The organism is Shewanella spartinae (genome assembly GCF_019457555.1).
Taxonomy (GTDB): domain Bacteria; phylum Pseudomonadota; class Gammaproteobacteria; order Enterobacterales; family Shewanellaceae; genus Shewanella; species Shewanella loihica.
In genome coordinates this window covers 2,499,988-2,524,498 of the sequence record NZ_CP080418.1, presented here as the reverse complement: position 1 = coordinate 2,524,498, position 24,511 = coordinate 2,499,988, and the positions used below count along the sequence as shown (strand labels likewise).

Annotated in this window: 17 protein-coding genes; 7 read left to right on the top strand and 10 right to left on the bottom strand. The window is 55.1% G+C overall.

Annotated elements, in window-relative coordinates; all coding sequences use genetic code 11:
* Positions 1 to 59: 59 nt before the first annotated feature.
* Both K0I31_RS11225 and K0I31_RS11220 read right to left on the bottom strand, forming a co-directional pair.
* On the bottom strand, positions 60 to 758 hold the full coding sequence (locus K0I31_RS11225) for a hypothetical protein (RefSeq protein WP_220078425.1): 699 nt from the start codon (positions 756 to 758) through the stop codon (positions 60 to 62).
* 57 nt (positions 759 to 815) lie between these two features.
* Positions 816 to 1,190, bottom strand: coding sequence for a DUF2750 domain-containing protein (locus tag K0I31_RS11220; protein ID WP_434086898.1), 375 nt, complete (start codon positions 1,188 to 1,190; stop codon positions 816 to 818).
* A gap of 255 nt (positions 1,191 to 1,445) precedes the next feature.
* Between K0I31_RS11220 and K0I31_RS11215 the strand changes: the two genes are divergently transcribed.
* The 4 genes from K0I31_RS11215 to K0I31_RS11200 all read left to right on the top strand — a co-directional run bounded on the left by K0I31_RS11215 (position 1,446) and on the right by K0I31_RS11200 (position 4,585).
* Complete coding sequence (locus tag K0I31_RS11215) at positions 1,446 to 2,633, top strand: lytic murein transglycosylase (RefSeq protein ID WP_220078424.1); 1,188 nt, start codon at positions 1,446 to 1,448, stop codon at positions 2,631 to 2,633.
* Positions 2,634 to 2,746: 113 nt separating this feature from the next.
* Positions 2,747 to 3,619, top strand: a complete 873-nt coding sequence (locus tag K0I31_RS11210) for a WYL domain-containing protein (RefSeq protein ID WP_220078423.1) — start codon at positions 2,747 to 2,749, stop codon at positions 3,617 to 3,619.
* Positions 3,620 to 3,693: 74 nt separating this feature from the next.
* Positions 3,694 to 4,176, top strand: coding sequence for an FKBP-type peptidyl-prolyl cis-trans isomerase (locus tag K0I31_RS11205; protein ID WP_011865937.1), 483 nt, complete (start codon positions 3,694 to 3,696; stop codon positions 4,174 to 4,176).
* 184 nt (positions 4,177 to 4,360) lie between these two features.
* Complete coding sequence (locus K0I31_RS11200) at positions 4,361 to 4,585, top strand: DUF3389 family protein (protein WP_220078422.1); 225 nt, start codon at positions 4,361 to 4,363, stop codon at positions 4,583 to 4,585.
* A gap of 121 nt (positions 4,586 to 4,706) precedes the next feature.
* Here K0I31_RS11200 and K0I31_RS11195 read toward each other — a convergent pair whose 3' ends face one another.
* Complete coding sequence (locus K0I31_RS11195) at positions 4,707 to 5,714, bottom strand: glutathione S-transferase family protein (RefSeq protein WP_220078421.1); 1,008 nt, start codon at positions 5,712 to 5,714, stop codon at positions 4,707 to 4,709.
* A gap of 192 nt (positions 5,715 to 5,906) precedes the next feature.
* Between K0I31_RS11195 and K0I31_RS11190 the strand changes: the two genes are divergently transcribed.
* The 3 genes from K0I31_RS11190 (at position 5,907) to K0I31_RS11180 (ending at position 9,775) form a co-directional block, all read left to right on the top strand.
* Complete coding sequence (locus K0I31_RS11190) at positions 5,907 to 6,581, top strand: alpha/beta hydrolase (protein ID WP_220078420.1); 675 nt, start codon at positions 5,907 to 5,909, stop codon at positions 6,579 to 6,581.
* Positions 6,582 to 7,185: 604 nt separating this feature from the next.
* Positions 7,186 to 8,889, top strand: coding sequence for a bifunctional UDP-sugar hydrolase/5'-nucleotidase UshA (ushA, locus tag K0I31_RS11185; RefSeq protein WP_011865933.1), 1,704 nt, complete (start codon positions 7,186 to 7,188; stop codon positions 8,887 to 8,889).
* A gap of 448 nt (positions 8,890 to 9,337) precedes the next feature.
* Complete coding sequence (locus K0I31_RS11180) at positions 9,338 to 9,775, top strand: Hsp20 family protein (protein ID WP_011865932.1); 438 nt, start codon at positions 9,338 to 9,340, stop codon at positions 9,773 to 9,775.
* Positions 9,776 to 9,870: 95 nt separating this feature from the next.
* Here K0I31_RS11180 and K0I31_RS11175 read toward each other — a convergent pair whose 3' ends face one another.
* From K0I31_RS11175 to K0I31_RS11145, 7 genes are all read right to left on the bottom strand, one after another.
* A complete protein-coding gene (locus tag K0I31_RS11175; RefSeq protein WP_220078419.1) occupies positions 9,871 to 10,875 on the bottom strand; it encodes a D-alanine--D-alanine ligase in 1,005 nt (334 codons plus the stop codon).
* 141 nt (positions 10,876 to 11,016) lie between these two features.
* Positions 11,017 to 11,940, bottom strand: a complete 924-nt coding sequence (locus K0I31_RS11170) for an SIR2 family protein (RefSeq protein WP_220078418.1) — start codon at positions 11,938 to 11,940, stop codon at positions 11,017 to 11,019.
* Positions 11,937 to 13,988 (bottom strand): exodeoxyribonuclease V subunit alpha, encoded by a 2,052-nt coding sequence (gene recD / locus K0I31_RS11165; protein WP_220078417.1) that lies wholly within the window; start codon positions 13,986 to 13,988, stop codon positions 11,937 to 11,939. Before recD ends, K0I31_RS11170 begins: the two co-directional genes overlap by 4 nt.
* Positions 13,985 to 17,638, bottom strand: coding sequence for an exodeoxyribonuclease V subunit beta (recB, locus tag K0I31_RS11160; RefSeq protein WP_220078416.1), 3,654 nt, complete (start codon positions 17,636 to 17,638; stop codon positions 13,985 to 13,987). Before recB ends, recD begins: the two co-directional genes overlap by 4 nt.
* 1 nt (position 17,639) lies before the next feature.
* The gene (recC, locus tag K0I31_RS11155) at positions 17,640 to 21,254 is read right to left on the bottom strand and encodes an exodeoxyribonuclease V subunit gamma (RefSeq protein ID WP_220078415.1); all 3,615 of its coding nucleotides are present in this window, start codon (positions 21,252 to 21,254) and stop codon (positions 17,640 to 17,642) included.
* A 218-nt stretch (positions 21,255 to 21,472) separates the two neighbouring features.
* Positions 21,473 to 23,515 (bottom strand): transglutaminase TgpA family protein, encoded by a 2,043-nt coding sequence (locus K0I31_RS11150; RefSeq protein ID WP_220078414.1) that lies wholly within the window; start codon positions 23,513 to 23,515, stop codon positions 21,473 to 21,475.
* A complete protein-coding gene (locus K0I31_RS11145) occupies positions 23,505 to 24,500 on the bottom strand; it encodes a DUF58 domain-containing protein (protein WP_258406479.1) in 996 nt (331 codons plus the stop codon). The genes K0I31_RS11150 and K0I31_RS11145 overlap by 11 nt, the downstream gene beginning before the upstream one ends.
* Positions 24,501 to 24,511: the final 11 nt, after the last annotated feature.

Sequence of the window (24,511 nt, the reverse complement as noted above, 5' to 3'; positions counted from 1 at the left end):
ACCAACTATTAGCCAACTACTAGCTAACTACTAGCTAACTACTAGTTATTGTCGGCAAGCTACTCATCGTCTAACAAATCATTGTCTATCGAATCATTGCCTATAGAATCATAGTCGAGGGCCTGCTCGGCAAGGATATCTCGCAATACCTGACGCTTGACCACGGCGGTGGAGACGATATTGATCCTGGCGATGCGCACCGCGTAGCCGAAACGGTCACGGCCGACGGCGGCCAGCAACTGATGCAGGAAGGCCTTATCCAGTCCCAGCATCTTGGCGTAATGTTCGACGGCCTTGGCCAGCGACGAGAATTGCACGCCATCGAACTCAAAACCGCCGCCAAAACCTGCGGTGTCGAGCGGGATCCCCCTGAGGCTGAGGGGCCAGGGGGCAACGCTCACCCGCGCCTTGGCGACCTGATACATAAACCAGGCGCTCTTCTTAAAGCCTTCGAACACCTTACAGCTAAAGTCCGACTCTTCGAGCTCCTCTTGGGTCCAGTTTTCGCCTATGGCCAGGTGTTTGGCATAGCGGCGCATTAACTCGTCTTTAACTGCGCTGTGGCAGTCCCAGATAGAGCTAAGCGGTGCCTTCTCGGCGATCTGCAGACACTCCTTACAGGCGGGAACCGCTAACGAGGGGTGAGGGCAATGGCCCAAGGCGTGATAGTCAAACTGATGAGCACAGGGCTCGGCGCAGAACCAGCAGGTGTGGCGTCTGTCGAAGGGGATGTCGACCAGGGGCAGGCTTGCAGACAAGGGCTATCCCCTGTCTGCTACTTGGCATAAGCGCATATTAAAGCGTAAGCTCTGGGCTTACTCTTGCTCTATGTCGACCAGGCTCTTGGCCAGGGTGATAGGATCTAACTCAAGGCATTCCTGCTCGGCGACCCAGTCGATACCCACTAATACGCCGTCATCGTGCAGATCTTGAATCCAGTATTCCAGCAGCTCTTCCAGTGGAATGGGAGCCGGCTGATAATCCTGCCATTCTTCAGTGCAGTGTACCTTGGCCTGATCTTCGCTAGACCACAGCGGCATCACATCCGTCTCTTCATATTCTGACGAGTCACACACGACCCAACCTTCGCCAGTTTCATCTTGCAGGCCCCAAACGGCTTGCTGCTCTTTTACGTTGTCGATAAAGCTTGCTAAAACGGGACTATTGTCTGTCATCTTAGTGTCTGTCATGTGAGTTCTCTTAGAGTGGGTAAAATCGAGCCCATTATACGCGATGTGGCTAACGAGCCAAGCGCTAGGTGACCCGATCAGCCCACTATTTATCCGCTCACGGGACAAACTGGTCTTAGTTCGAATAATTAATCATAAATCATTTAGTATAAGTGTCCCGAGTCGTTATCATGTCTGGGGAAGGTCTGGTTTCTCGCTGGCTGCAGATCATTAAGTTTCTTATTTTTTTAGCCGTTTTCTTTTGGAGTCTCTATTTTGAAAAAATTGCTCACCTTTGCATCCCTGATCCTGGCAACCGGCTTGCCAAGCCTTAGCGTGCTCGCCCAAGATTTCGATACCTGTGTCAGTGCACTCAAACAGAAGGCGCTGGCCGCCGGGGTGTCGAGCAAGACGGTAGAAGAGGGGCTGGGTCAGGTGAAGTTTGTTACCAGGGTGATTGAGCTGGATAAGAAGCAGCCGGAATTTAGTCAGACTTTCGACAACTATTTCTCCAAGCGGGTTACCGACTGGCGGGTTCAGGAGGGCAGGCGTCTGCTTAAGCAGCATGGCCAGCTTCTGTATAAGTTGCAGCAGGAATATGGCATTCCGCCCCAGTATCTGGTGGCCTTCTGGGGACTGGAAACCAATTTCGGCTCCTATAAAGGCAAGATGCCAGTGATCGACTCCCTGACAACCCTTGCCTGCGATCCGAGACGTAGCGACTATTTCACCGGCGAATTGATTCAGGCGTTGAAGCTTAAAGAGGCCTACCAATTTGATAACGCCCAGATGCAAGGCTCCTGGGCCGGCGCCATGGGGCACACTCAGTTTATGCCCTCGGCCTATGCCAAGTACGCGGTGGACGCCGATGGTGACGGCAAGGCCGATCTGTTCAATAGCACCCAGGACGCCCTGTCGAGTGCAGCTAACTTCTTGAATAATCTCGGGTGGGTGCGCAACGAGCGCTGGGGCCGCGAGGTCTCCCTGCCAAAGGATTATGATTATCGCCACCTTGGGCGTAACGATAAACAAAGTTTAACGACCTGGGCCGGTTTAGGGATCACTCAGGCCAATGGCCGCGCGCTGTCGACCCCCGACATGCAAGCCGCCCTCTATCTACCGGCAGGGCATACGGGCCCGGCATTCTTAGGTTATGGCAACTTCGATGTGATCATGCGCTGGAACCGCTCAGAGTTTTACGCCATCGCCGTCGGGCATCTGGCCGATCGCATCAATGGTGGTGCGCGCCTGCATGTAGCGCCGCCGAAACATGACAACATCAGCCGCGCCAAGCTCAAGCAGTTGCAGACCAAACTCAACGAGAAGGGCTATGAGGTGGGTAAGCCTGATGGGGTGCTTGGGGTCAACTCCCGCGTCGGCCTGCAGGCCTTTCAGCGCAGTGTTGGCCTGGTGGCCGATGGTTTTCCAAGCGATGAGACCTTCAGCGCCCTGGGCATCAAATAGTGCTAACCATTATGATTGCATCTCGCTAAGAATTACATTAGCTTAAGATTTTGGCCGGGCAGTTTGCTCGGCCAAATTGTAATAACTAACGAGTGGCCACATAAGGTAGCAATATGGATGCGATGGAGAGTTTGTCATTTGCCCAGCGGCAACGTCTGGCGTTTATCGACTTTAGTTTGCAGTATTTTGGCCAGGTATCGCGCCAGGACTTGATCGCCAAATTCGCCACAGGCCTGGCGGCGGCGACCCGGGATTTCGCCAGCTACCGCGAGTTGGCGCCCCACAACATGGAGCTGGTGCATCAGACCAAGCGTTACCATAGGCGCGCCGAGTTTACCCCCCTGTTTGACCATGATCCCGAGGCGATCCTCCATGGATTGGCCAATGGCTTCGGCGACGGGCTATCCCATCCGGTGACGCCAAGTAGCGTCTGTCTGGATGCGGTGCAGCTTATTCATCCCGATACCAATATTATCGCCGCCGTGATGCGGGCTATCGCCCATAAGCAGGCGATAGCCGTGACCTATGTGTCTGTTTCATCGGGGGAGACTCAAAGAGAGCTGGTGCCGCACACCCTGGTGAATAACGGACAGCGCTGGCATGTGCGCTGTTTCGACCGCACCCATCAAGTGTTTACCGACTTTGTGGTGACCCGCTTCAAGGCGGTGACTCAGAGCGCTACCGAACCCTTCGATCATGAGCTGCAAGATAAGGATAGCTACTGGCAGAAGCTGGTCTCTCTGGTGTTGATCCCCCATCCTAGCCTGAAGCATCCCGAGGCGATCGCGCTGGACTATCAGATGAGCGAGGGGGAGTTGGTGCTCAGTTGCCGCGCCGCCTTAGCCGGTTATTTGCTGCGCCAGTGGAGCGTAGACTGCTCGGCTCAGCATCAGATCCGCAGCGGCGTCTGTCAGCTGGCGCTTAAGAATCACGCCATCTTAAGCGAGATAGAGCATCTGGCCATAGTGCCTGGCGCCAAGGCATAACAGGCGTAGCGCCCCGGGGGAAGTTTTGCTAAGCTTCGCCCACTTGATGAAAAGAGACTAACTAAGGACGCTTGATGAGCATTAAAGACGATATGGTCGTGCAGTTTAACTACACCTTACGCGATGAAGCAGGTGAAGTGCTCGAAACCAACGAAGGATTAGATCCTATTGCCTACCTACATGGGCATGACAACATGATGCCTGGCGTCGAGAAGGCGATGGAAGGTAAGGCTGTGGGCGAGAAGTTTTCTGTGACCCTGCCACCGGAAGAAACCTATGGCGTACGTAACGAAAACGGCGAACAGCGCGTGTCTATCAAGCATCTGCAAGGCGCGAAAGTGTGGAAGCCTGGCATGCGTGCCATCGTGAGCACAGACCAGGGCCAGCGCCAGGTGACCGTACTCAAGGTGGGTAAGTTTATGGCGACCGTGGATATCAACCATCCTCTGGCTGGCCGCGAACTGACCTTCGATCTTGAGGTTGTCGACGCGCGCGAGGCGACTGCCGAAGAGATCGCCCACGGTCACGCCCATGGCGTCGGCGGTCACCACCACTAGAATGGTCACGGCCACTAGACTAGTGGCGAATACCTGAATAACCATAGAGACCCGGGTGAACCTGGGTCTTTTTATATCAATCACGGTAAGTAAGTGATCAGAAGTCGCGTTGGAAACCGTTCGAGAACAAGGCATGATCAGTTATTGACTAGGATTGGTATGATATCAATTGAAGGAAGATCTAGTGGTCATCGAATTTTCAGGGGGGCGGATAATCGTTTCGCCCCATGAGGTGCTGGTAAAACTCACCACAGGTGTCAGCCTCTATGCCATGGCCGATGATCTACGCCTACTCAGTGCGGGCAACATCATGGTGGCCGATGCGGGCGCGGTGCGTTGGCACCTCATCTTAGACGATGCAAACCAGCTAGGCGATATCGCCGAGTGTCTCGGTGTCGATATCGCCTAGCTGCGTTTGATTTCTACTTCATCAGTTGCTGCCCATGCCGCCCGTTAACGGCCATGCTTGTGGCGAATAAGCAAGTCTCGTCTAAGCAAGTCCCGGCTAAGCATGTCGCGTCTAAGCAGGGCTAATTGTGGCCAAGTTTGTCGCGGCCGTGGGGCGAGTCGAGATCTAAACTGGGCCCCTTGGGAACCACGCGCGTCGGATTGATCTGGCCATGGCTGAAGTAGTAGTGCTGCTTGATATGCTCAAAGTTGACCGTCTTGGCGACTCCAGGGTGTTGGTATAACTCCTTCAGGTAGGCCTGGATTGCCGGCATGTCAGCGATGCGATTGCGATTGGTCTTGAAGTGACCCACATAGACGGCATCGAAACGCACGAGTGTGGTAAACAAGCGCCAGTCGGCTTCGGTAATTTGGTCGCCCACTAGATAGCGCTGCTGGCTAAGACGAGTCTCTAAGGTGTCTAAGGCGTCAAACAGTTCATCGAAAGCCTGCTCATAGGCCGCCTGTGTGGTGGCAAAACCGGCTCTGTATACCCCGTTATTGATCTTGTGATAGATCCAGTGATTGATCTCATCTATCTCCTCGCTATGGGCGGCGGGGTAGAAGTCGAGATGATTGCCGATGATCTCGTTAAAGGCGCTGTTAAACATGCGGATGATCTCCGACGACTCGTTACTGACTATGGTTCGGGTCTGCTTGTCCCACAGCACGGGCACTGTCACTCTACCGCTGTAGTCTGGCTTGGCCAGTTGATAGATCTGGTAGAGATAATCTTTGCCGTTTAGCCTGTCGATCTCACTACCCTCTATATGCTGGGCGCTCTCACTCTGCTTGGGGCCACTAAACTCCCAACCGTTGCTCAGCATATGGGGCTCGACGACGGTGACGCCGATATGGGCCTGCAAAGACTTCAGCTCGCGAAAGATAAGGGTTCTGTGTGCCCAGGGACAGGCGAGAGAGACATAGAGATGGTAGCGACCCGACTCGGCTTTAAATTCGGGCTCAGGCTCATCTGCGCTTGGCGCCTTTATCCAGCGGCGAAAGGCGGCGTCTTCCCGCTCAAACGCGCCCTTGCTCTTGTCAGTGTCATACCATTTATCGACCCATTGGCCACCTTGAAGTAATCCCATCTGTGTCTGCCTCGCTTTTCTAACTCGTTAAGTGCAGTGTAACAGTCGCCTAAGCGGATAAAAAACGCGAAAACTGGCGTTTTTTATTCGACTTTATCGAATAGTTGGGTGGACTATAGTTGGGTGGAATTAGGCTTCCTGATATGATCGGCCGCACATAAACACCTAATGAAGAGTAATAAAGGAAACCCTATGTCTCAACAGCCGTTAGAGAGGATCACCATAGAACCTCAATCCCAGTGCCGCGCCTGCGTGATCTGGTTGCATGGTCTTGGCGATTCCGGTGCCGGTTTTGCCCCTGTGGTGCCACTTCTGGGTCTGCCCGATGAACTCGGTGTGCGCTTCATCTTTCCCCATGCGCCAAACATGCCGGTGACCATCAACCAGGGGTATGTGATGCCCGCCTGGTATGACATCAAGGGGATGGATGTAGACAATCGCGCCGACATGGCTGGCGTCTTGGCCTCTGAGCTGGCGATTAGCGCGTTGATCGAGGAGCAGATCGCCTCTGGCGTGCCGAGCGATAAAATAGTCCTGGCCGGTTTCAGTCAAGGCGGGGTGATGAGCTTGTTTACTGGGCTACGTTTTCCTAAGCGTCTGGCGGGGATCATGGCACTATCTTGCTATCTGCCGACGGGCCATGCCATGCCCGATAACTTGAGCGAGGCCAATCGTAATACGCCGCTGCTGCAACAACACGGTGAGCAGGATGAGGTGGTGCCATTGGCACTTGGACGCGCGGCCTATGATCTGATTTCTAAGGCGGGTTATTCCAGCGAGTGGCATACCTATCCTATGGGCCATAGTGTGTTGCCAAATCAGCTTCAGGAGATAGGTCAGTGGCTTAAGGCGCGTCTGAGCGAATAGGCTACCTGTTTACCTGGCTATTACCTGCCTGCTCTGAAACAGGATTATTACAATAAGCGAGGGGCGCCAGTTGGCGCCTCTTTTTTATGCTTGCAAGAGTGTGATGGATATCACGTCAATCAATTGGCGGGTACAGCCTGATCATTTTTCCGTAACCATAAGTTAACAATTACCGATAAATGGCGACCTTTGCGGCTAAAAAAGCATCGATTTGTGCTGTATTACGTTTTACTGCTTTAGATAAAGTTGATCTAGTGTGAAATTTTTACCGGTTTTGTGATCTAGGTACGCTAGAGCTTGTTTGTTTAATGGGAGTATCCTCATTTTTTAGAAAACAGATGCAAGTTAATAAAATAGATGGGAAATCGATATCTATGGCCGTTTTAATTTATCGATAGGTCTCGCGATTCATTTTTACCTTGTTCTGATGGTGAAACAATGAAAGGCGTAAAACGCTTTTAAAATAAACATTTGCCCTATGTTTGTTCATAAAAATGCCACATTTCCTAGATATTGTTTGCTATTATATTTCGCGGCGAGATTATGACGTTCGCTATCAAAAAATATGATGGTTAATAAAAAAGATAATCTAGGGGTTGATGTAATGACAAATAAGCTTTTAAAAGGATTAGTCGCTACCGCTGTATTGGCAGCACTTGCTGGTTGTAACAGCAGCGATGACGACAAGGCGCCAACAACATGTGCTGAAGCTGGCACTGCTTGCACCAAATTTACCGTACTGCACACCAATGATAACCATGGTCGTTTCTGGGAAAACAAAGACGGCGAATATGGTATGGCGGCACGTAAGACGCTGATCGAAAAGATCCGCGCCGAAGTGGCGGCCAATGGCGGCGAAACGCTGCTACTTTCTGGTGGTGATATCAACACAGGTGTACCTGAGTCTGATCTGCAAGACGCACTGCCAGATTTCCTTGGTATGAACGATATCGGTTATGACGCTATGGCGGTCGGTAACCACGAATTTGATAACCCATTGGCGGTACTGGATTCACAGCGTTCTATCGCTAACTTCCCAATGCTAGCGGCTAACATCTACAAAGAAGATGGCACTCGCTACTTCGAAGCCTACAAGGTATTCGATGTTAACGGCATCAAGATTGCTGTTATCGGTCTAACCACCGAAGACACGGCTAAGCTGGGTAACCCAGAATTTATCTCAGGTCTTAAGTTCACCGATCCTAAAGAAGAGATCGTTAAGGTGATCAAAGAGATCAAAGACGCTAAGGCAGCCGATCTTATCTTCGCAACGACTCACATGGGTCACTATGCGAACGGCGAACACGGCAGCAACGCACCTGGCGACGTGGCTTTGGCCAAGGCGCTTGAGCAAGGTCAACTTCAGGCTGTGATCGGTGGTCACTCACAAAACCCAGTTTGTATGGAAGGCGGCGAGTATGCTGACTTCGCACCGGGCGACGAGTGTACACCTGATCAGCAAAACGGTACTTACATCATGCAAGCTCACGAGTGGGGTAAGTATGTTGGTCGTGCCGATTTTGAATACTTCAACGGTGAACTGCATCTGGCTAACTACAAGTTGGTTCCAGTTAACCTAGTGAAGAAAGTAAAAGATGAGCAAGGTAACGAGACTAAAGTACTGGTAGGTGAAGCGATCGAGGCAGATGCTGCACTGAAAGAGATGCTTTCTTACTATCAAGAGCGTGGTCAAGGCCAATTGGACGAAGTGATTGCTTCTACCGATGGTTTGCTAGACGGTGAGCGTGCAAACGTTCGTTACATGCAGACTAACCTGGGTCGTCTGATCGCCGATGCACAGCGTACCAAGGTTGCGGCCGATGTGGGCGTGATGAACTCTGGTGGTGTTCGTGCGTCAATCGAAGCCGGTGACATCTCTTACCGCGACGTACTGACAGTACAGCCTTTCGGTAACATGGTGACCCTAAGCACCATGACAGGTGAAGAGCTTAGCGCTTACCTGGGTGAAGTGGCTAGCCTACAGATTGGTGCAGGCGCTTACGCTCAGATCACTGGCGTTAAGATGACGGTTGACTGTGCGGCTAAGACAGTGGCCATCAGCGAAGTTAACGGTAAAGAGTACAGCGCGACTGGCTCTTACACCATGACAGTACCTAGCTACAACGCGGCAGGTGGTGACGGCTATCCTAAGCTAAACCCAGTACAAACTGGTTATGTTGATGCCGAAGTACTGTACACCTTCTTCAAGGATGCAGGCACTATCGTAGCGGCCGACTACAACCCAGTAGGCGACATCGTTTACGAAAACTCTGAAAGTGTTGAAGGTTGTCAGATCACTGCTCAATAAGCAGGATTAAGCGACACAAAGGGCAGCCTCAGGGCTGCCTTTTTTATGTCCAAGATTTTTCACATTCATCTAAGTCGGAGTAAGTTAATTTACGAGAGGAATTAGCCGGGTCATTCTCTTGGTGATTCTCTGGGCCATTCTCTGATCCACGCTCTGATTCGATTTCTGGTGCAATTTCTGGGTGATCAGCTTGTGTATTCGCCCATTCATAAGCGCAGAAAAATTTTTTAAATTTCTTCCTTGAAATCATAAATGCCTATCCACATATAGTGAGTATGGGGCGCTCATCGAGGCCCCTGATGTTACCCAAGATGTTGATCTTGTTATGGCAGTGCCTTTGGGCTGCCCGGTGATATCACTAAAAGGCGCGGCGCAATTTATTCGAATCATATCGTGTGAATTATTGTCGGCCACTAACCTCTATATTGCTTAATAAAAGGATATACCTATGCGTAATTATGATTTAACCCCTCTATACCGTAGTGCCATTGGATTCGATCGTTTAGCCCAGCTTGCCGAGCATGCTGCATCGAACAAGGGTAATTCGGGTTATCCCCCATACAACATAGAGCTGCTGAGCGAGAATCGCTATCGCATCACCATGGCGGTGGCCGGCTTTGCGATGGAAGAATTAGATATCACTAGCGAAGGCGACAAGCTAGTGGTGAAAGGCACCAAGGCGGAGCAGGAGAGCGAGCGCAAATACCTGTACCAAGGCATCGCTGAGCGCGGTTTTGAGCGCACCTTCCAGCTGGCCGATTATGTGACTGTGATTGGCGCCGACCTTGAAAACGGCCTGCTCAATATCGATCTGCAGCGTGAGATCCCCGAGGCACTAAAGCCGCGCAAGATTGAGATCTCAACTTCAAGGCTGCTAGACGCCTAAATGAATGGCTAAGTGCAGCGCTTTAGAGCGCAGCATCGAATAAAAAAAGGGAGCCCAGGCTCCCTTTTTTAATGGCTAACGTTCACCTTTCAGGTTCAGCGATTAAGCCCGGTCAGAATGGCTTCGTTCAGGTATTGGCTAAAATCATCGCCATGGTTAGCCAGCATCTTAGGGAACATAGATATCGGCGTTAGGCCCGGGAAGGTGTTGATCTCGTTGAGTAAGATCTCGCCCTCTGGCGTGAGGAAGAAATCGATGCGCGACAGGTGTCTAAGCTTCATGCCATCGAATACCTTTACCGCATAGGCGCGGATCTGCTCGGCTACCTCATCGCTGACTTCAGCCACGACCTTAGTGGTGGCCTTACTGTCGGCAGCATACTTCTCATCATAGGTGTAGAAGGTGCCACCGGCGCAGATCACCTCGCCAGGCAGGGTGGCGACTGTCTCGCCGCGATATTGATAGACGGCGACTTCCAGTTCACGCGCCTGAATGGTCTTCTCCACCACCACATAAGGAGAATAGCGAAATGCATCGGCCAGAATGGCCGGGATCTGCGCCGCGTCATCGACCCGGTAACAGCCAACCGATGAGCCCTGTGAGGCGGCCTTTACGAATACTGAGCCCCACTTGGCCAGGGCATCTGTGGTCTGGGTAATTGCCTGCTCGTCCAGTTGATTCAGGAAGAGGTAAGGGGTGTTAGGGATCCCCAGAGCGCTAAACCACATCTTGGCGGTGATCTTGTTGAAACAGTTGCGCGAGCCCTCGGCGTCACAGCCGAAATAGGGCAGGTTTATGAGTTCGAAATAGGACTGAATGTCGCCGGTCTCGCCAGGGTAGCCATGAATACAGGGGATCACATAATCCACCGGCCAGGGCGCCAGGCTTTCATCTTCGAAGCGGATCTCGCGGCGGTTGGTCAGCTCACAACGCTCACCTGATTTGGTCTGATATTGTCCCTTGGCATCGAGTTCGACCCGCAGCACATTTAGGTGGGGAAGTTTCGCCAGCGAGGTCTCGAAGTAGTTGGCCGACAGCAGGGAGATGGCGTGTTCATCGCCGCCACCACCGCATAAAAGTAAAAGGTTGATCGGATTCATCGGGTCTCCGTTTTCGACTCAGTATCGTTTTCCATGCTCACTATGACGTGCTGATTTTTTTATGCAAGTCCTGGATGCAGCTTAAAGAAAGCTTAATGTCTGACCGGGCAATTTGTGGCCGAAATCATTATCTGTGGCGCCTTAACGCTCGGCCCAAGGCGCCTCATAGAGCGCATCATAACCGGTTTGCGCCAGCACAGTTACCCCTACCGCCTCAAGAAACAGCGCTTGTCCCTGGGAGATGGGCTCACCGGCATAAACATAGTAGGCCGCGCGTCTGCGCTCGGGAAAAGCCTTATACAGCTTGGCGCGCTCGATGAGCAACCAGCGCAGAAAGATCTCGTTGCTTTCAAGCCCGAGTCCTATAAACACCAGTTCGTTATGCAGCAAGATATTGAGCCAGGTGCTGTTACCGCGCCAATGCGCCTTTAGCGCCTTTTTAAAGCCTCCACCCAGATGGCCCTGATGCAGAATATCCCTGGCCCTGTCTACCGCCCCCATGTAATGGCTCAGTCCCAGGCGCACGCTGCGGGCATATCTCTGCATGCCGTTAATGTGCCAGATGGCAAATTCCGCTGTGGGCGAGGCGATGGGCGCGCTAGCGAAGTAGCTGGACCAGGGGTAGAAGTCGGTAAAATGTTTGGCCTGCAGATGATGTAGCTTAAGTTGGTGACTTTTCGCCAGGGTCTGTTCGAAGTTGGTGGTCAGCACAGGCGTGTTGTTCGCCGCTGCCCAGGCAATCATTCGTTGGTGTTGACGCTGGGGTTGCCAGCTGGCCATCAGGTTACAGAACGCTTTCTGTAGCTGCGTGTTGGGCTGACTACTGATGAGATCCAGCGCATCATAAAACTCGGTGAGGGCGATGCCAGCCGGGATGCTTGCTACCTCATCGCCCTGGTGGGCACGCCAAAGGCTGAGGAGCATCTTATCCCAGGCGTTGATGCTGGTTGCTTGCTCGTCACTTTGACTGCTAGGGCGATAGCGATTGATGCCGTTACCCACCACTAATGCCCTCGGATGGGCACTCTGGCGCTGGTTGAGCAGCTGGAACAAGGTTTGACTCATGCCGGCCACAACCTCTGGGCCAGACCCGAGGCCCTAAGGGTCGCCTGGCTGCAGGCCGCCTCGAACACCGCCTGGCTGCCAAGACAGCTAAAGTGTCCCTTGGCGCGGGTGATGGCGGTGTAGACCAACTCCTTGGTGAGCAACTGACGCTGGGCGACGCTAGGCCTTGGCGGCAAGACGAAGGCGACCTGCTGAAACTCGCTGCCCTGACTCTTATGCACCGTCATGGCGTAACAGGTCTCGTGGCTCGGCAGGCGGGCGGGCAGCACCTTGAGCAGGCTGCCATCGGCCTGAACGAAATAGGCCATCAGGCGGTGGCTGGGGCCGTGGCCTGGCAGGATCACCCCGATATCACCGTTAAACAGCCCAAGGTTATAGTCGTTACTCTGAATGATGATAGGGCGTCCAGCGTAAAATTCGCTGGATGGCTGGATCAGCTGGGCATCCTTCAGTGCCTGGGTGACCGCCGCATTGATCCCCTCGACGCCATATTCGCCGGCGCGCATGGCGCAGAGGATACGGTAGTCGTTGAAGCGAGTGATGATCTGGTTGGCGATTTCGTCCAGATCCAGTTGTTGATCTGCCTCTTTATCTACTTCTTGAGCCTGCTCTTTGTTGGCCAGGTGACAAACCAAGTCAAGATAAGGGCGATATTTGTAGACGCTCTGTGCCATCAAGGCCTTGAGTCCGGCGTCGCCCTGGGGCGAGAGTTGATGCTCAAGCCAGCTAAGCTCTTCGTATCCTCTCTGCCAGACACTTAATATGCCCGTCAGATCGCGGCGGTTGACGGCGCCTGCTAGTTGGCCGATACCGGCATCGCCCTTAAATCTGTGGCTGTGCATCAGCATGGCCAGACTATCGCCCAGTGCCGGGCGCGCATCGATATAGGCGCTGAGATCTTCCTTGGTTAACTGACTCAGGAGTGCTGCCTTCTCTTGTGAGTAGCGCATGCGCCAGCCATTTGCTTGCTGAATCTCAGCGTTCAGAGAGCCAATGTTCAGAGAGCCAATGTTCATAGAGGCAATGCTCTGAGCTTCTGCTTGCTTGAGCCCGGCGCAGATATCAGCCAGCACGGCGCCGGCCTCGACCGAGGCGAGCTGGTCCTGATCGCCAAGCAAAATGAGCCTGGCATGCTCCGGCAGCGCGGCCAGCAGCTTGTGCATCATGGGCAGATCCACCATGGAGGCCTCATCGAGGATCAAGAGATCTAGCCTGAGAGGATTGTCCTTATGGTGCCTGAATCTGTGGGAGCCGGGGATCACCCCCAGCAGACGGTGCAGGGTGGCCGCCTCTTCGGGCACCTGCTTAAGTTGCTCAAGATCTAACTCATCACCATAGGGCGCCAGCTCCTGGGCCAGCCTCGCCTTGGAGGCCTTGATCGATTCGCTAAGGCGCGCGGCCGCCTTACCCGTTGGCGCCACCAACTTGATGGTGAGTTGCTGCTCCAGGCAGAGCAGCAGTAACAGCTTGGTCACAGTCGTGGTCTTGCCCGTGCCAGGTCCGCCGGTGATCACCGCCAGCTTCTGGCTAAAGGCGGTGGCGGTGGCTACCCTCTGCCAATCGGGCTTCTCGGCCTGACCGGCAAACAGAATATTCAGTATGCTGGCTACCTTGTCTGGCGCGGCAACTTTGATGGGCTGATTGAGGCGAGTGAGACGTTCGGCCACCTGAGTCTCAAACTGGTAGTAACGCTGCAGGTAGAGCCTGTCGCCATCGAGGATCAAGGGGGTGTTTAGCTCACCATCGGCCGGGCTAATGGCTTGATATTGAGTCAACTGCTCGGCCAGTGCCTGGGGTGACAGCTCAAGCTGACACTGAGGCTGCTGTTCATGTAGCGGGTTATTCCTGTCTATCTGGGTCAGGGGCAGACAGGTGTGTTGCTGAGACAATTGACGGCTGAGCAGGGCGCAGATCAGGGTAAAGAGATCGTCGCCATCGCTATGTAGGGCTTGCATCTGCAGCGCAAAGTGGCGATCCAATGGGGTCAGCAGTCCCTCCTGCTGCCAGTGCTTAAGCAGCTGGCTAAGTGGCTGTGCTAGCTGGATCATAGGTCTAGCTCTCCTTGTGCTGGGCCTGATGGCATGTCAGATTGCCTGTCTGTTGGCGAGTGCGACTCAGGCTCAGCTTGAGACTCAGCTTGAGATTTGCTGGTTTCTGCCTCGCTAAGCAGGGTGTCTAGGGCCTGGATCAGCCCAAGGGGAGGCTTGTCGTAATAGACGCCGGTACTCGGTGAGTCGGCCGACATGCCCCTAAGGAAGAGGTAGTAGCAGCCGCCCACATGCTGGTTATACTGGTAGCCGGGCAGGCGTAGCTTGAGGTAGCGATGCAGCGCCAGGCTATAGATGATGTATTGCAGGTCATAGTGGTGACCTGCGATGGCCCGCAGCATGGCGGGCTTTTCATAGTGACTCAGGTGATCCCCCAGATGATTGGACTTATAGTCGGCGATATAGAACTTGCCCTGGTATTCGAAGGTTAAGTCGATAAAGCCCTTGAGCATCCCCTCGAGGGTCTCGAAATTCAGTGCGGCGCTATAGCCATACTGCCTCAGCAGCTGATTAAGCCCAGGTGCATCGAGCTTGCCTATGGGCATGTAAAACTCCATCTCCACCAGTTTCTGTGCCTGGCTTAGGCTCGCAAGACGCAGCGCATCACCATCGAGCGGCACATGCAGCAGATCCAGATACCAGGCATGCAGCATATCTTGCCACTCGCTATCGATACCGAAGCGCTCCATTGCCTTGGGCAGCTCATCGCCTAGACTGGTATCGGCCTGGGTAAAGTCTATCTGCTCTAGCACCCAGTGGAGGAAACTCCCCGCGTTGGCGCCGCGCTCGAAGCTGAACCGTGACAGCTGCTCGCTGTCGGGAGCTAACTGCTCAAGTTCGGGAAAGGCCTCATCACCCATACCTGGGCTGATCTGTTCGTGAGCCGAGTGTTTCACCAGGCCAGAGTAGCTGCCCACCCGCCAGGGGATCTCGCGCCTGCGGCTAAGTGGCCGCGGCGCCAGCTTGACGGCATCGGTAGTGTCGATAGGGTCAAAGTCTAGTTTGGGCGCGTCGCTTTCCACCAAATCGACCGAGATCGCCTCGCTCGCCAGTGCCTGGGCGGCGGCCTGAATGTCGGCAAACTCGCAGGCCTTGGTCTCTATGCCCAAAAGGTAACCTATGGCAGTCTCGAACAACTGGCTGCTGATGCCGTCACGCTTGGTAAAGCGCGAATGGTTGGCGACATAGCAGTAGCAGGCGAGCACCGGGCGGGTGAGCGCCACATAGAGAAGGCGCAGATCTTCGGCGAGATTCTCCGCCTTGTATTTGGCCCAGCCCTCGTCGCTCTGGTCGATATCCCACACCAGGGCGTCTTGCTCGTGGTAGAGCATGGGCGCCGGTTTGCGGCGATTGTCTCTGGCCAGGCTGACGAAGGGCAGGAAACAGATGGGATATTCCAGTCCCTTACTCTTGTGTATGGTGACTATCTGTACCAGATTCTGCTCGCTCTCCAGCCTGAGCTGGGCCTCTTCCGTGCTGCTTACCTCGATCAGCGTCTGCTGATACCAGTTGAGCAGGGCGCTGATGCCGTCGAGCTCCATCGCTTTTTGTTGCAGCAGTTCACCGAGGTGCCTGAAATCGGTCAGGCGGCGCTGCCCCTCATCTGCAGTCAGCAGACGCTCGATGAGGTGGGTATCGGCCGCCAAGGCCATCATGCAGGGCATGATCCCGCGCTTGAGCCAGGTGTGATGCAGGTTGTCGAAGGCCTCGAGCTGCTGCTGACGCACATCTTCATCCAGGTTAAAGGCATGGATCGCCTGGGCATCATAGCCCAGCAGGGCTGTGGCCATGGCGCTTCGCAGCGCGCGCTCATCTTTGGGATTGGCGATGGCAAGTAGCACCAGGGCGAGTTCCTTGGCCACCAGGGTATCGAATACGCTGTCGCGGCTGAGAAAGACGGCGCCTATCCCCCGGGCACTCAGCGCCGATTTGATATAGGCGGCCTCGTTGCGATCCCTGACAAGCACCGCGATATCTTTTGCCTTGAGTGGCTTATTCTGTTTCAGACACTCGCCGCGCTGGGCCTCGTTGAGCAGCCTGGCTATCTCGTTGGCGGCATCTTCGGCCAACTGGCTGCGGGCGCTGGCCTTATTGAGCCCGGCGTTGGGATCTTCGCCGAGTAGCTTAAGCCGTAGCGCGCTCGTTTGGGATACCTTCTCGACCAGGCGCTTCTCTGCCGCCTTGGGCGATGGCTTGATGAGCTCAAAGGGGATCGCCTGGCTGATAAAGGGATCGTCGCTCCTTGAGAACAGCTGATTGACCGCCTCGACCATGGCCTGGCTGGAGCGGTAGTTGGTGTCCAGGCTGTAGTGGTTTTCCGTCTGGCCCCTGGCATGGATATAGGTGTGGATATCGGCGCCGCGAAAGGCGTAGATCGCCTGTTTAGGATCGCCAATCATCAGAAGCCCGAGGTCGCTATCGGTCGAGACCTGCTGGCCTTGATAGATGCGGCTGAAGATCTGATATTGCAGCGGATCTGTGTCCTGAAACTCATCGATAAGGGCGATAGGGAAACGCTTGGCGATGGCCCGTGCCAGCGCCTGCTCCTGGTCGGTTTCTTCGCTCAGGGCATCGGCCAGGGCGATCAGCAGATCGTCTGGCGTGCGCAGATTCTTAAGCTGTTTCTGCGCCGCAAAGCGGCGCTTAATCCCATCACGGGCGCCATAGAGGAAGCTGGGCACTAAGGTGTCTATGGTTTCTGTGACGCGCTCTATATGGGCAAGCAGCGGCGCCTGCTCCGGCGTTGGGATCTCGCCGCCCTTGTTGAGCTTGAGGTCGCCTAAGGCCAAGGCCCCTAGTACCTTGCTGTCGGGCAGGGAGAGCGGCTGAGCCGCCCAGTTATCCATGGCGGCGAACAAGGTCTCTAGCTTGGGATAGCCCTGATCTTTCTTGCCAAAGCGGGTGCCGTTGAGCGGCAGCGTCTTGAGCAGCTCAAGAGTGGCTTCGCGCTCGCGCGGCCAGATAAGCCTGAGTCTCGAAAGGCTCTGACTCAGGCGCTCCGATACCTGACTGAAGGCTTCGGGTGTCGGCGAGACGCTGGCCTGATTGGCGCCGAGTAGCGGCCTTAGCTGCTTGGTCAGGCTGTCTGGATCGCTAAACTTGTTGCTGATGATCTGCGCCAGATAGCCGGGCAGCGGATAGCAGGCCTCTCGCCAGAAGTCGCGCACCGCATGGTGCAAGTACTCGCTGTCGTCCAGGGTAAATTCAGACTCAAACAGCAGGGATGATTCGAACGCCATGTCCGACAGAATGCGCTGACAGAAACCATGAATGGTAAAAATCGCCGCCTCATCCAGCGACTTGAGCGCGAGATCCAGGCGCTTCAGCGCCTGGCTTCGCGCCTCGGGCTCGGCCTCAGCCTCAGAATAGAGTGTGTTGATCAGCGGATCATCCACCTCCATGCCGAGAAAGGCGCGGTAGGCCAGCTGGATCTTCTTGCGGATACGATCCCTAAGCTCCTGGGTGGCGGCGTTGGTAAAGGTCACCACCAGGATCTGCTCGCAGCTTAGCGGCGCGCGCTGGCTATCGCCCAATAATAAGCGCACATAGAGTCCGGCGATGGTGTAGGTCTTGCCGGTACCCGCGCTGGCCTCGATGAGCCGAGTACCCGACAGCGGCAGGCTTAGGGGATCCAGTGTCTGTGTCGCCATCTTATTGGCCCTCCACGAAATCGGCCAACTCGCTCAGCGGCGCCTTGTGATAGAGACTCAGCATGGGTGAGAGCAGCGTGCTGGCGATGGTGCCAAAGCCTGTCTCGCTAAAGTCATCGGGGAAAGCAAACAGCCGCTGATAGTGAGCCTCCTGTCCTTCGCCCAGGTTAGATTGTTCATCCAGCCATTGTGGCTGGGCGGCGATCAGCTTCTCTATATGATCACCCTCGGCCTCGACATAGGCAAAGGCGGTTCTTGGCATGAAGGGCAGGGGCTGGCTCTGCCCCTGATGATAATGCTCGGCCCAGAGCGAGAGCTGATTGAGCGCCTGCTCGGGCGTTATCGGCGCGAAGGCGTGGAAATGGCCGATATCGAGCAGATAGCTGTGGCGCTGCCAGGGCGTTGCTTCATGGCTTTCCATGTTGGTATTGTCGCTAAGACTGGTTTTGAGGCTGGCGTTAAGACAGGTGTTAAGACTAGCGTTAAGACAAAGATGACGCAGATAGACGCGGATCAGATCCCTTGCGTTTGCCGTTCCCGGACGGTAGTTGACCAGCCCCTTGGCGCTGACGCCGTCGATTCGCCCAACCAGAGCCGTAGCGGCGCTATCGCTCAACAGCAGGTCGATATCCTGGGTATGGCTGCTCTCTCCCTGTAGATAGAGGGTGCGACCGACCAAGGCGCGAATATCGTGCTGATACTGTTTAAGCAGGAGATCATCAAAGGGGGCAAGGGGCAACTGCCCCGAGAGCCGCAAGCGCTCTAGCAACTCACTCGATGGCCGCTCATCGCCGGATTTGACCGCATCTTCTATCAGGGTCGATTGCAGCTGATAGCGAGACAGGGGATTGAGGGCGAAGGGCTCATCATTTTCATCCGCCTGTATGCTGAGATTAAGATCCAGCTTGAGGGTGCGATTGAAGAAATACTGCGCCGGATTGCGGTAGAAACGGATCAGCGCCGAGAGCTCAAGCGGCTCGCCCTTATCTTCATCGGCGACCAGATTCAGCGGCGCCTCGATGAAATGACCAGCACTTGCTGGCTTGGCACCCTGCTCCCCGTCGTGCTGCTTATCCTGCTCAGTAAGGGCGCTAGGGCACCACTGCTCGCTATAGCTCTGGCGAAGACGTCTTGGCTCACTATTTGCGCCTTCAGACTCTGCGCCTTCAGACTCGTCTGCCAGATAGAGGCGTTCATCGAAGGGTTGTAGCGGCATGGTGATGATTAGCTGGTCTAAGATGGCCTGCTCGATTTTTGCAATATCTGCTGTGCTTGTGTCATCTGCATTAGCCCCGTTCAGCAGGTGGGCACAATTTTCCGGCAAATAGCAGAGCTGACAGTATTCGATGAGCTCGGACGCCAGCATAGAGGGGATGCGCTCACTGTTATCCCGCTCGCTATGGCCGATATAGCTGATGTAGAGCTGCTCTCTGGCAGAGAGCAGCGCCTCGAGGAACAGGTATCTGTCATCCAGCCTGCGGGAACGGTCGCCCTTACGTGGCCCTTCTTGCGCTACCAGGTCGAAGCCGACTGGGTGCTGTACCCTGGGGTAGACGCCATCGTTCATGCCCAGCAGACAGACCAGCTTAAAGGGGATGGAGCGCATCGGCATCAGGGTACAGAAGTTGACGCTACCGGCCAGGTAGCGCTGTCCCACTCGGGACTCGGTGAGGTGACGGGTAAACCAGTTCTGCATCACCTCAAGTTCGAGTTCGCTCTGATACTGTGTGGCGGTGAGCTCCTCATCCAGACGGGTGATTGCCTGTAAAAGCTCCTGTTTCTGACTCAGCTCCTCATCGACACAGTCGTAGAAGGTCTCCACCAGTGATTGCAACTGAGTGATGCGCACGCTTAAGGGGCAATGCTCGCCAAGCGCCAGGTTAAACTCGTCGATTGCCTCGATAAAATTAAGCAGTTTACCCAGAGCCTGGGCAGACTGCCCCTCGACACCGGGGAGGGCCAGGCTGTCATGATAGATGGGGGCCTCATCGCTGAAGCTATAGCCCAAGATCAATCGCTTGATACCAAAGGCCCAGGAGTTGTGTTCGAAGGCAGGCAGCTGCTGCGCCTGACGGCTGTGCTCATCCCGTCCCCAGCGCACGCCCGCCTGCTCCAGCCAGCGGCGGATAAGCAGGAGATCATCATCGTCCAGGTCGAATCGGCGCATCACGGCGGGCACCTCGAGTATGCCTAAGATGTCCGTCAGGGCGAAGCGGCTCTTGTTGAGATCTAGCAGGTGCAGGAAGCTGTTGATCAGCGGTGATTCCTGGGCCGCGCCGCGATCGGCGATAGCGTAAGGGATAAAATGATCACCGCGCTTGGAGGCAAATACCGCATCTATGTAGGGCGCGTAGGCCGCCACATCTGGCATCATCACCACGATATCTTTGGGGGCGAGACCATCCGATTGCGACAACTGCTCCAGCAGATGATCGTGCAGGGTCTCAAGCTCCCGCAGTGGGCTGTGACAGCTTCTGAGGGTCAGGGAATCATCGTCAATCTTAAGTACTCGTCTGCCTTTGGTGGTGAGATAGAGTTCGGCGTCCGGTCCTAGGGTTTCGCCCCGGGTGCAAAGCTCCAAGATATCTTGCTGCACGCCGTGGAGCAGGGTGTTTGAGCCTGGGTCTTGATAGCACTCGAAGTTGAAGTTGGTATCGTTTTCCGGCAGTTCCAAGATAAGGTCTAACAGCTCGCGGCCCATCTTACCGTTGTTGGCCAGCAGGGGATTACCCACCTCGAGCTTACTCTCCCAATCGATGGCGAGTTGCTGCTTGTCGCCATATTGCAGCGCCATTCGCGCCCTGAGCTTAGGATCTACTATGTCGCCCCAATAGTGTTGGCAGGGGCTTAAGTTGAGCATCACCACATCGATCCGTTTGGCCAAAAAGTAGAGTACTTCCAGGGTCTGCGGCGCCATGGAGGAGATACCAAAGACAAACAGGCGCGGCGGCAACTTGCTAAGATCGCACTGGGGATCGCTTAAGGCATCAAATAGCGCCTGGTGCAGGTTCGCCCTGTGATAGCGGCTCTGGTTCAGCGTATGATGATTGTAGTGGATAAGTTCGCGCCACAGCAGGCTTTGCCACTGCTGGTTGGCCGCTAGCGGACGCTCCTTGGGGGGCAGTCGATCCTCACCCTGTTCCCAAGCCAAGATCCAGTCGGGGCGATAGACCAGATATTGGTCGAAGATGTCGGCTATCTGGCTGCAAAGCTGAAACAGTTTTAACGAGTGCGGCGCCGCGCTGTCTGTGAGTATGGCATCGTCTTTCAGATAGTTTGCCAGCGGGGTAAACACCTCCTGAGACAGGAGGCCTGGCAGCAGCTCCATCAGCTTCCAGGTCATCGCCGGTTTGGTAAAGGCGTTCTCCTTGGGAACATCCGGCAGCAGCTGGTGGCAGAGTTGCCAGATAAAACTCGACGGCAGGGGGAACTCCAGCGCCGCCGCGACCTGATTTTGCTTGGCGATGGCGAGCCTGAGCCAGGTGGACATGCCGGGGCTTTGGACCAAGATCTGCTCATTGCTCAGCGGCGACTGACCCGGCAGGGGCGTCTGTAGCTCGTTGGCGAGCAGCTCTGCCAAAGCTTCCATTCGATTCGATTGCACCAAATACAGCATGAGATCACTTATCCATTTCGTTGTTCTGTGGCCATTCTAGGACATCTGGGTTATCCGGCCAATGCTCGCCGTATAATAACGGCGTAATTCGATATGTTAGCCCAGTTTATGCTTATTTTTCACACATTTTCAATGGCTTTGCTTGAGGATTAGCCTGCATCAACAACACCTGAACAAGCATCCTGACGTTATCGAACTAATTTGTATTTATGTGGCCACTAATCTGTGTTTTCGCTGGTAGCTAAGTTGCCCTTGAGCCTGAGGATAGCCAGGCGCAGGAGGCGCAGATCCTGTTTCAGCTGGCGCTTAAGCTGCTTGCTGGCTTTTGGTGAGGGGGCGCGATATTTAAGGGTCATATAACTTGTGGTGTATCGTGTCATGGGCTCGCTCAGCTCGGGCGCGGCGGCGAGTACTCGCGTTTGATAGGCATCGACCGACTCACCCTGAGCACGGGGCAGGCCGCGTTTGGCCAGCATGGCGCCTATCTGCTCAAAACCCGCGACGACAGGATCCGGATGGCGAGTAAAGCGCAGCAGGCCAACGCTGTAGGCGATAAACAGGGCGATGACGCTGAAGGAGGCGATGATGAAGATCGCCAGCTTGGTGGCGTTGATCTCGCCCAGCAGTTCCTTGAGCAGCTGGCTTTGTCTCTCTTCATCGAAGCCCAGTACCCACTTGCTCCAGTAGTAATCTATGCTCGCCAGGGACATGCGCAAGTTATTGAGCAGGGGATACTGACGCAGCCTCAGGCTGCTAAAGGGGTTGTTGATCAGATAGCTCTGCTCGGGGGAGAACATGGCATCGAAGCCTGCCTCGACCCGCTCGGGGGCGATCATGGCGGTGGGGTCATAGCGGGTCCAGCCCTTGCCCTCGAGCCAGACCTCGACCCAGGCGTGGGCCATATATTGATAGACGCTGAGGTAACCGCCGGCCTGATTCCACTCTCCGCCCTGATAACCCGTGACCATGCGGGCTGGCAGGCCTGATTGGCGGGCGAGAAACACCATGGCACTGGCGTAGTGGGCGCAGAAACCGGCGCGATTCTCAAACAGAAAGTCATCGATCTGCTGTGGGCCGACCCTAGGCGGCTCCAGGGTATAGAAATAGGGCGACTCGTTAAACAACGTCATGATGGCGTTAAGGCGCCGCTCGGGTTGCGGGTAGTCGCGTTTCAACTCAAGCCCCAGAGTCTGAGATCTTGGATTGGAATTTGGGGGTAACTGCAGGTTGCGGCGTCTAAGCTCAGGTGACAGACGAGGATCCAGTTTCGCCTCTGGATAGGAGGAGACTCGATACTGGTATTTTTGACTCAGGGGCGCCTTGGCGTAGAGGCGGCCATCTGGCAGCTCAAGGATCTCCCTGGTATTGGTGTAGGCGAGATCTAGGCCGAAGAGCCAGTTTTGGTAACTCGGCTCTGCGATCACCTCATAATTTATCGAGGTGCCTTTGGGGCTAGGGCGAGCGTTTGACACTGTGAGTTGTCGTTGCAGCGTCTTGATGCCTGGGTCTTGGGTCCAGGTCTTGCCATCATAGTGATCCAGCACCAGGGCGCGCCAATAGAGCTGATTGTTGGCAGGACGGCGGTTATCGAAGGTGACGCGATAGGCCAGGGCGCTGGAGCGGGTCAGCTTGCCGATATCGCCGAAAGAGAGCTCGTCACTGAGTCCTGTGGTGGCATTCTTGGGGTTAGGCACAAGCCAGAGTGGTGGCAGTCTGGGCAGCACCATAAACAATACAATCGCCAATGGCAGGCTCTGCAGCATGATTTTGGCACCAAGCTTGGCGGTGCGGCGAATGGAGCTGGCATTAAGATAGAGGCTGACCAGCACACAGATGTTAATGGTGGCGACCAGTGTCAGTTGCAGGGTAAACCAGAGGCTCTGCTTCTCGATTAGGGTGACTGCGATGAGGAAGAAGCCCACCAGCACCACGGCGCGCACGTCGCGTCTGTCGCGCATCTCGATATACTTAAGGGCATAGCCCAAGATCAGCAAATTGATCAAACCGTTAAGCAGGCCTATTTGCGTCGTGACTAAGGCGAGAGTGACAGCGGAGGCGATCGCCAATGTGGTGACCAGGTATCTCGGTGGCTTGGCCACCTTACCGGCAAAGATCCCCACCCGCCATAGGAGGCAGATGGCGCAGATGGCCATGCTCCAGGGGGTCATCTTATCGTAGAGGGGCGCAAGCACGCAGAGGTTAACCAGCAGCAACCAGAGCAGGCTTTGACGGCCGATGTTTTCGCTCTTGCTATCGGCCATGGGGACTCTCCAGATGCTCAGGATAGACGGCGACAGGATAGACGGCGAGAGTGGCGAGCACTAAACGTCTGTGTTGCTCGCCGCTGGCGGGCGCTAATGTTTTGTTCGGTAGCTTGAGGCCGAAGACCTGTCCCTTGGCAGCAAGCCTATCTGCCGCCCAGGTCAGCATGCTAAGTTGCTCCTCTATCGGTGCGTTTGTGTCTAAGGTCAGCCATTGTGGTGCACTCTGGGGCTGCTCAAACTCTTTGGTGAGCATGCCGCGGCCCTGGGCCAGCTGTTTCCAGGCGATCTGATTGAGCGACTCGCCGGTGACGAAGGGCTTGAGGCCGCGAAACTCCTCGACGCCTATGACGCTCTTACCCATATCCTTCGCCTGATGATCGTCGCCTTGCTGCTCGGCGCTGAGCTCATATTGGCCCGCCTTGGGCTGGGCGAAGGCGATCTGCGCATTGGCGAGATCCACATGGGACCAGGCCCGGCAAAGCCCCAGCGGATAGCGGCTTTCTACCTTGAGGCGGCCGGGAGCGATCCAGCCTCGTTGGTTGTTGCTCAGGGGGATCAGCGCTTCTTGGGGCTTATCATCTACCCTGTCTATGGTCTGTACCTGGGTCTTATCATAGCTGAGTTCCACCTGATGTTGCACCTGTTTGGCATGGAGTGAGATGCCATAGAGCAGGGTCTCGCCGGCATAGACCTCGGGCCCGGTTTTCGCCTCTAATGTCATGCCCGCCAGATTACGATAGCTGTAGATGATGCAGGTGTTGAACAGGCTGAGCAGCAAGATAGAAAGCCCGATCACCAAATTATTCTGATAGTTGGTGCCAAAAAGAAACAGCAAGACCACAAACAGCAGCCAGAAGAGGCCAAAACCCGTGGGTAGGATAAATATGCTGCGGTGGGCCAGGGTCACCTTAGTGCTGGCGGGCAGGCGTCTGGCGATCCAGGCCTGCCACCATGCTGTTAATCTACTGCTCTTCGTCTTCATCCTGGCCATGG

Coding starts and splice junctions, on each gene's coding strand:
- K0I31_RS11220 (WP_434086898.1), bottom strand. CDS start 1,190: ATGACAGACACTAAGATGACAGACAATAGTCCCGTTTTAGCAAGCTTT.
- K0I31_RS11210 (WP_220078423.1), top strand. CDS start 2,747: ATGGATGCGATGGAGAGTTTGTCATTTGCCCAGCGGCAACGTCTGGCG.
- K0I31_RS11205 (WP_011865937.1), top strand. CDS start 3,694: ATGAGCATTAAAGACGATATGGTCGTGCAGTTTAACTACACCTTACGC.
- K0I31_RS11195 (WP_220078421.1), bottom strand. CDS start 5,714: ATGGGATTACTTCAAGGTGGCCAATGGGTCGATAAATGGTATGACACT.
- K0I31_RS11190 (WP_220078420.1), top strand. CDS start 5,907: ATGTCTCAACAGCCGTTAGAGAGGATCACCATAGAACCTCAATCCCAG.
- ushA (WP_011865933.1), top strand. CDS start 7,186: ATGACAAATAAGCTTTTAAAAGGATTAGTCGCTACCGCTGTATTGGCA.
- K0I31_RS11180 (WP_011865932.1), top strand. CDS start 9,338: ATGCGTAATTATGATTTAACCCCTCTATACCGTAGTGCCATTGGATTC.
- K0I31_RS11175 (WP_220078419.1), bottom strand. CDS start 10,875: ATGAATCCGATCAACCTTTTACTTTTATGCGGTGGTGGCGGCGATGAA.
- K0I31_RS11170 (WP_220078418.1), bottom strand. CDS start 11,940: ATGAGTCAAACCTTGTTCCAGCTGCTCAACCAGCGCCAGAGTGCCCAT.
- recD (WP_220078417.1), bottom strand. CDS start 13,988: ATGATCCAGCTAGCACAGCCACTTAGCCAGCTGCTTAAGCACTGGCAG.
- recB (WP_220078416.1), bottom strand. CDS start 17,638: ATGGCGACACAGACACTGGATCCCCTAAGCCTGCCGCTGTCGGGTACT.
- recC (WP_220078415.1), bottom strand. CDS start 21,254: ATGCTGTATTTGGTGCAATCGAATCGAATGGAAGCTTTGGCAGAGCTG.
- K0I31_RS11150 (WP_220078414.1), bottom strand. CDS start 23,515: ATGGCCGATAGCAAGAGCGAAAACATCGGCCGTCAAAGCCTGCTCTGG.
- K0I31_RS11145 (WP_258406479.1), bottom strand. CDS start 24,500: ATGAAGACGAAGAGCAGTAGATTAACAGCATGGTGGCAGGCCTGGATC.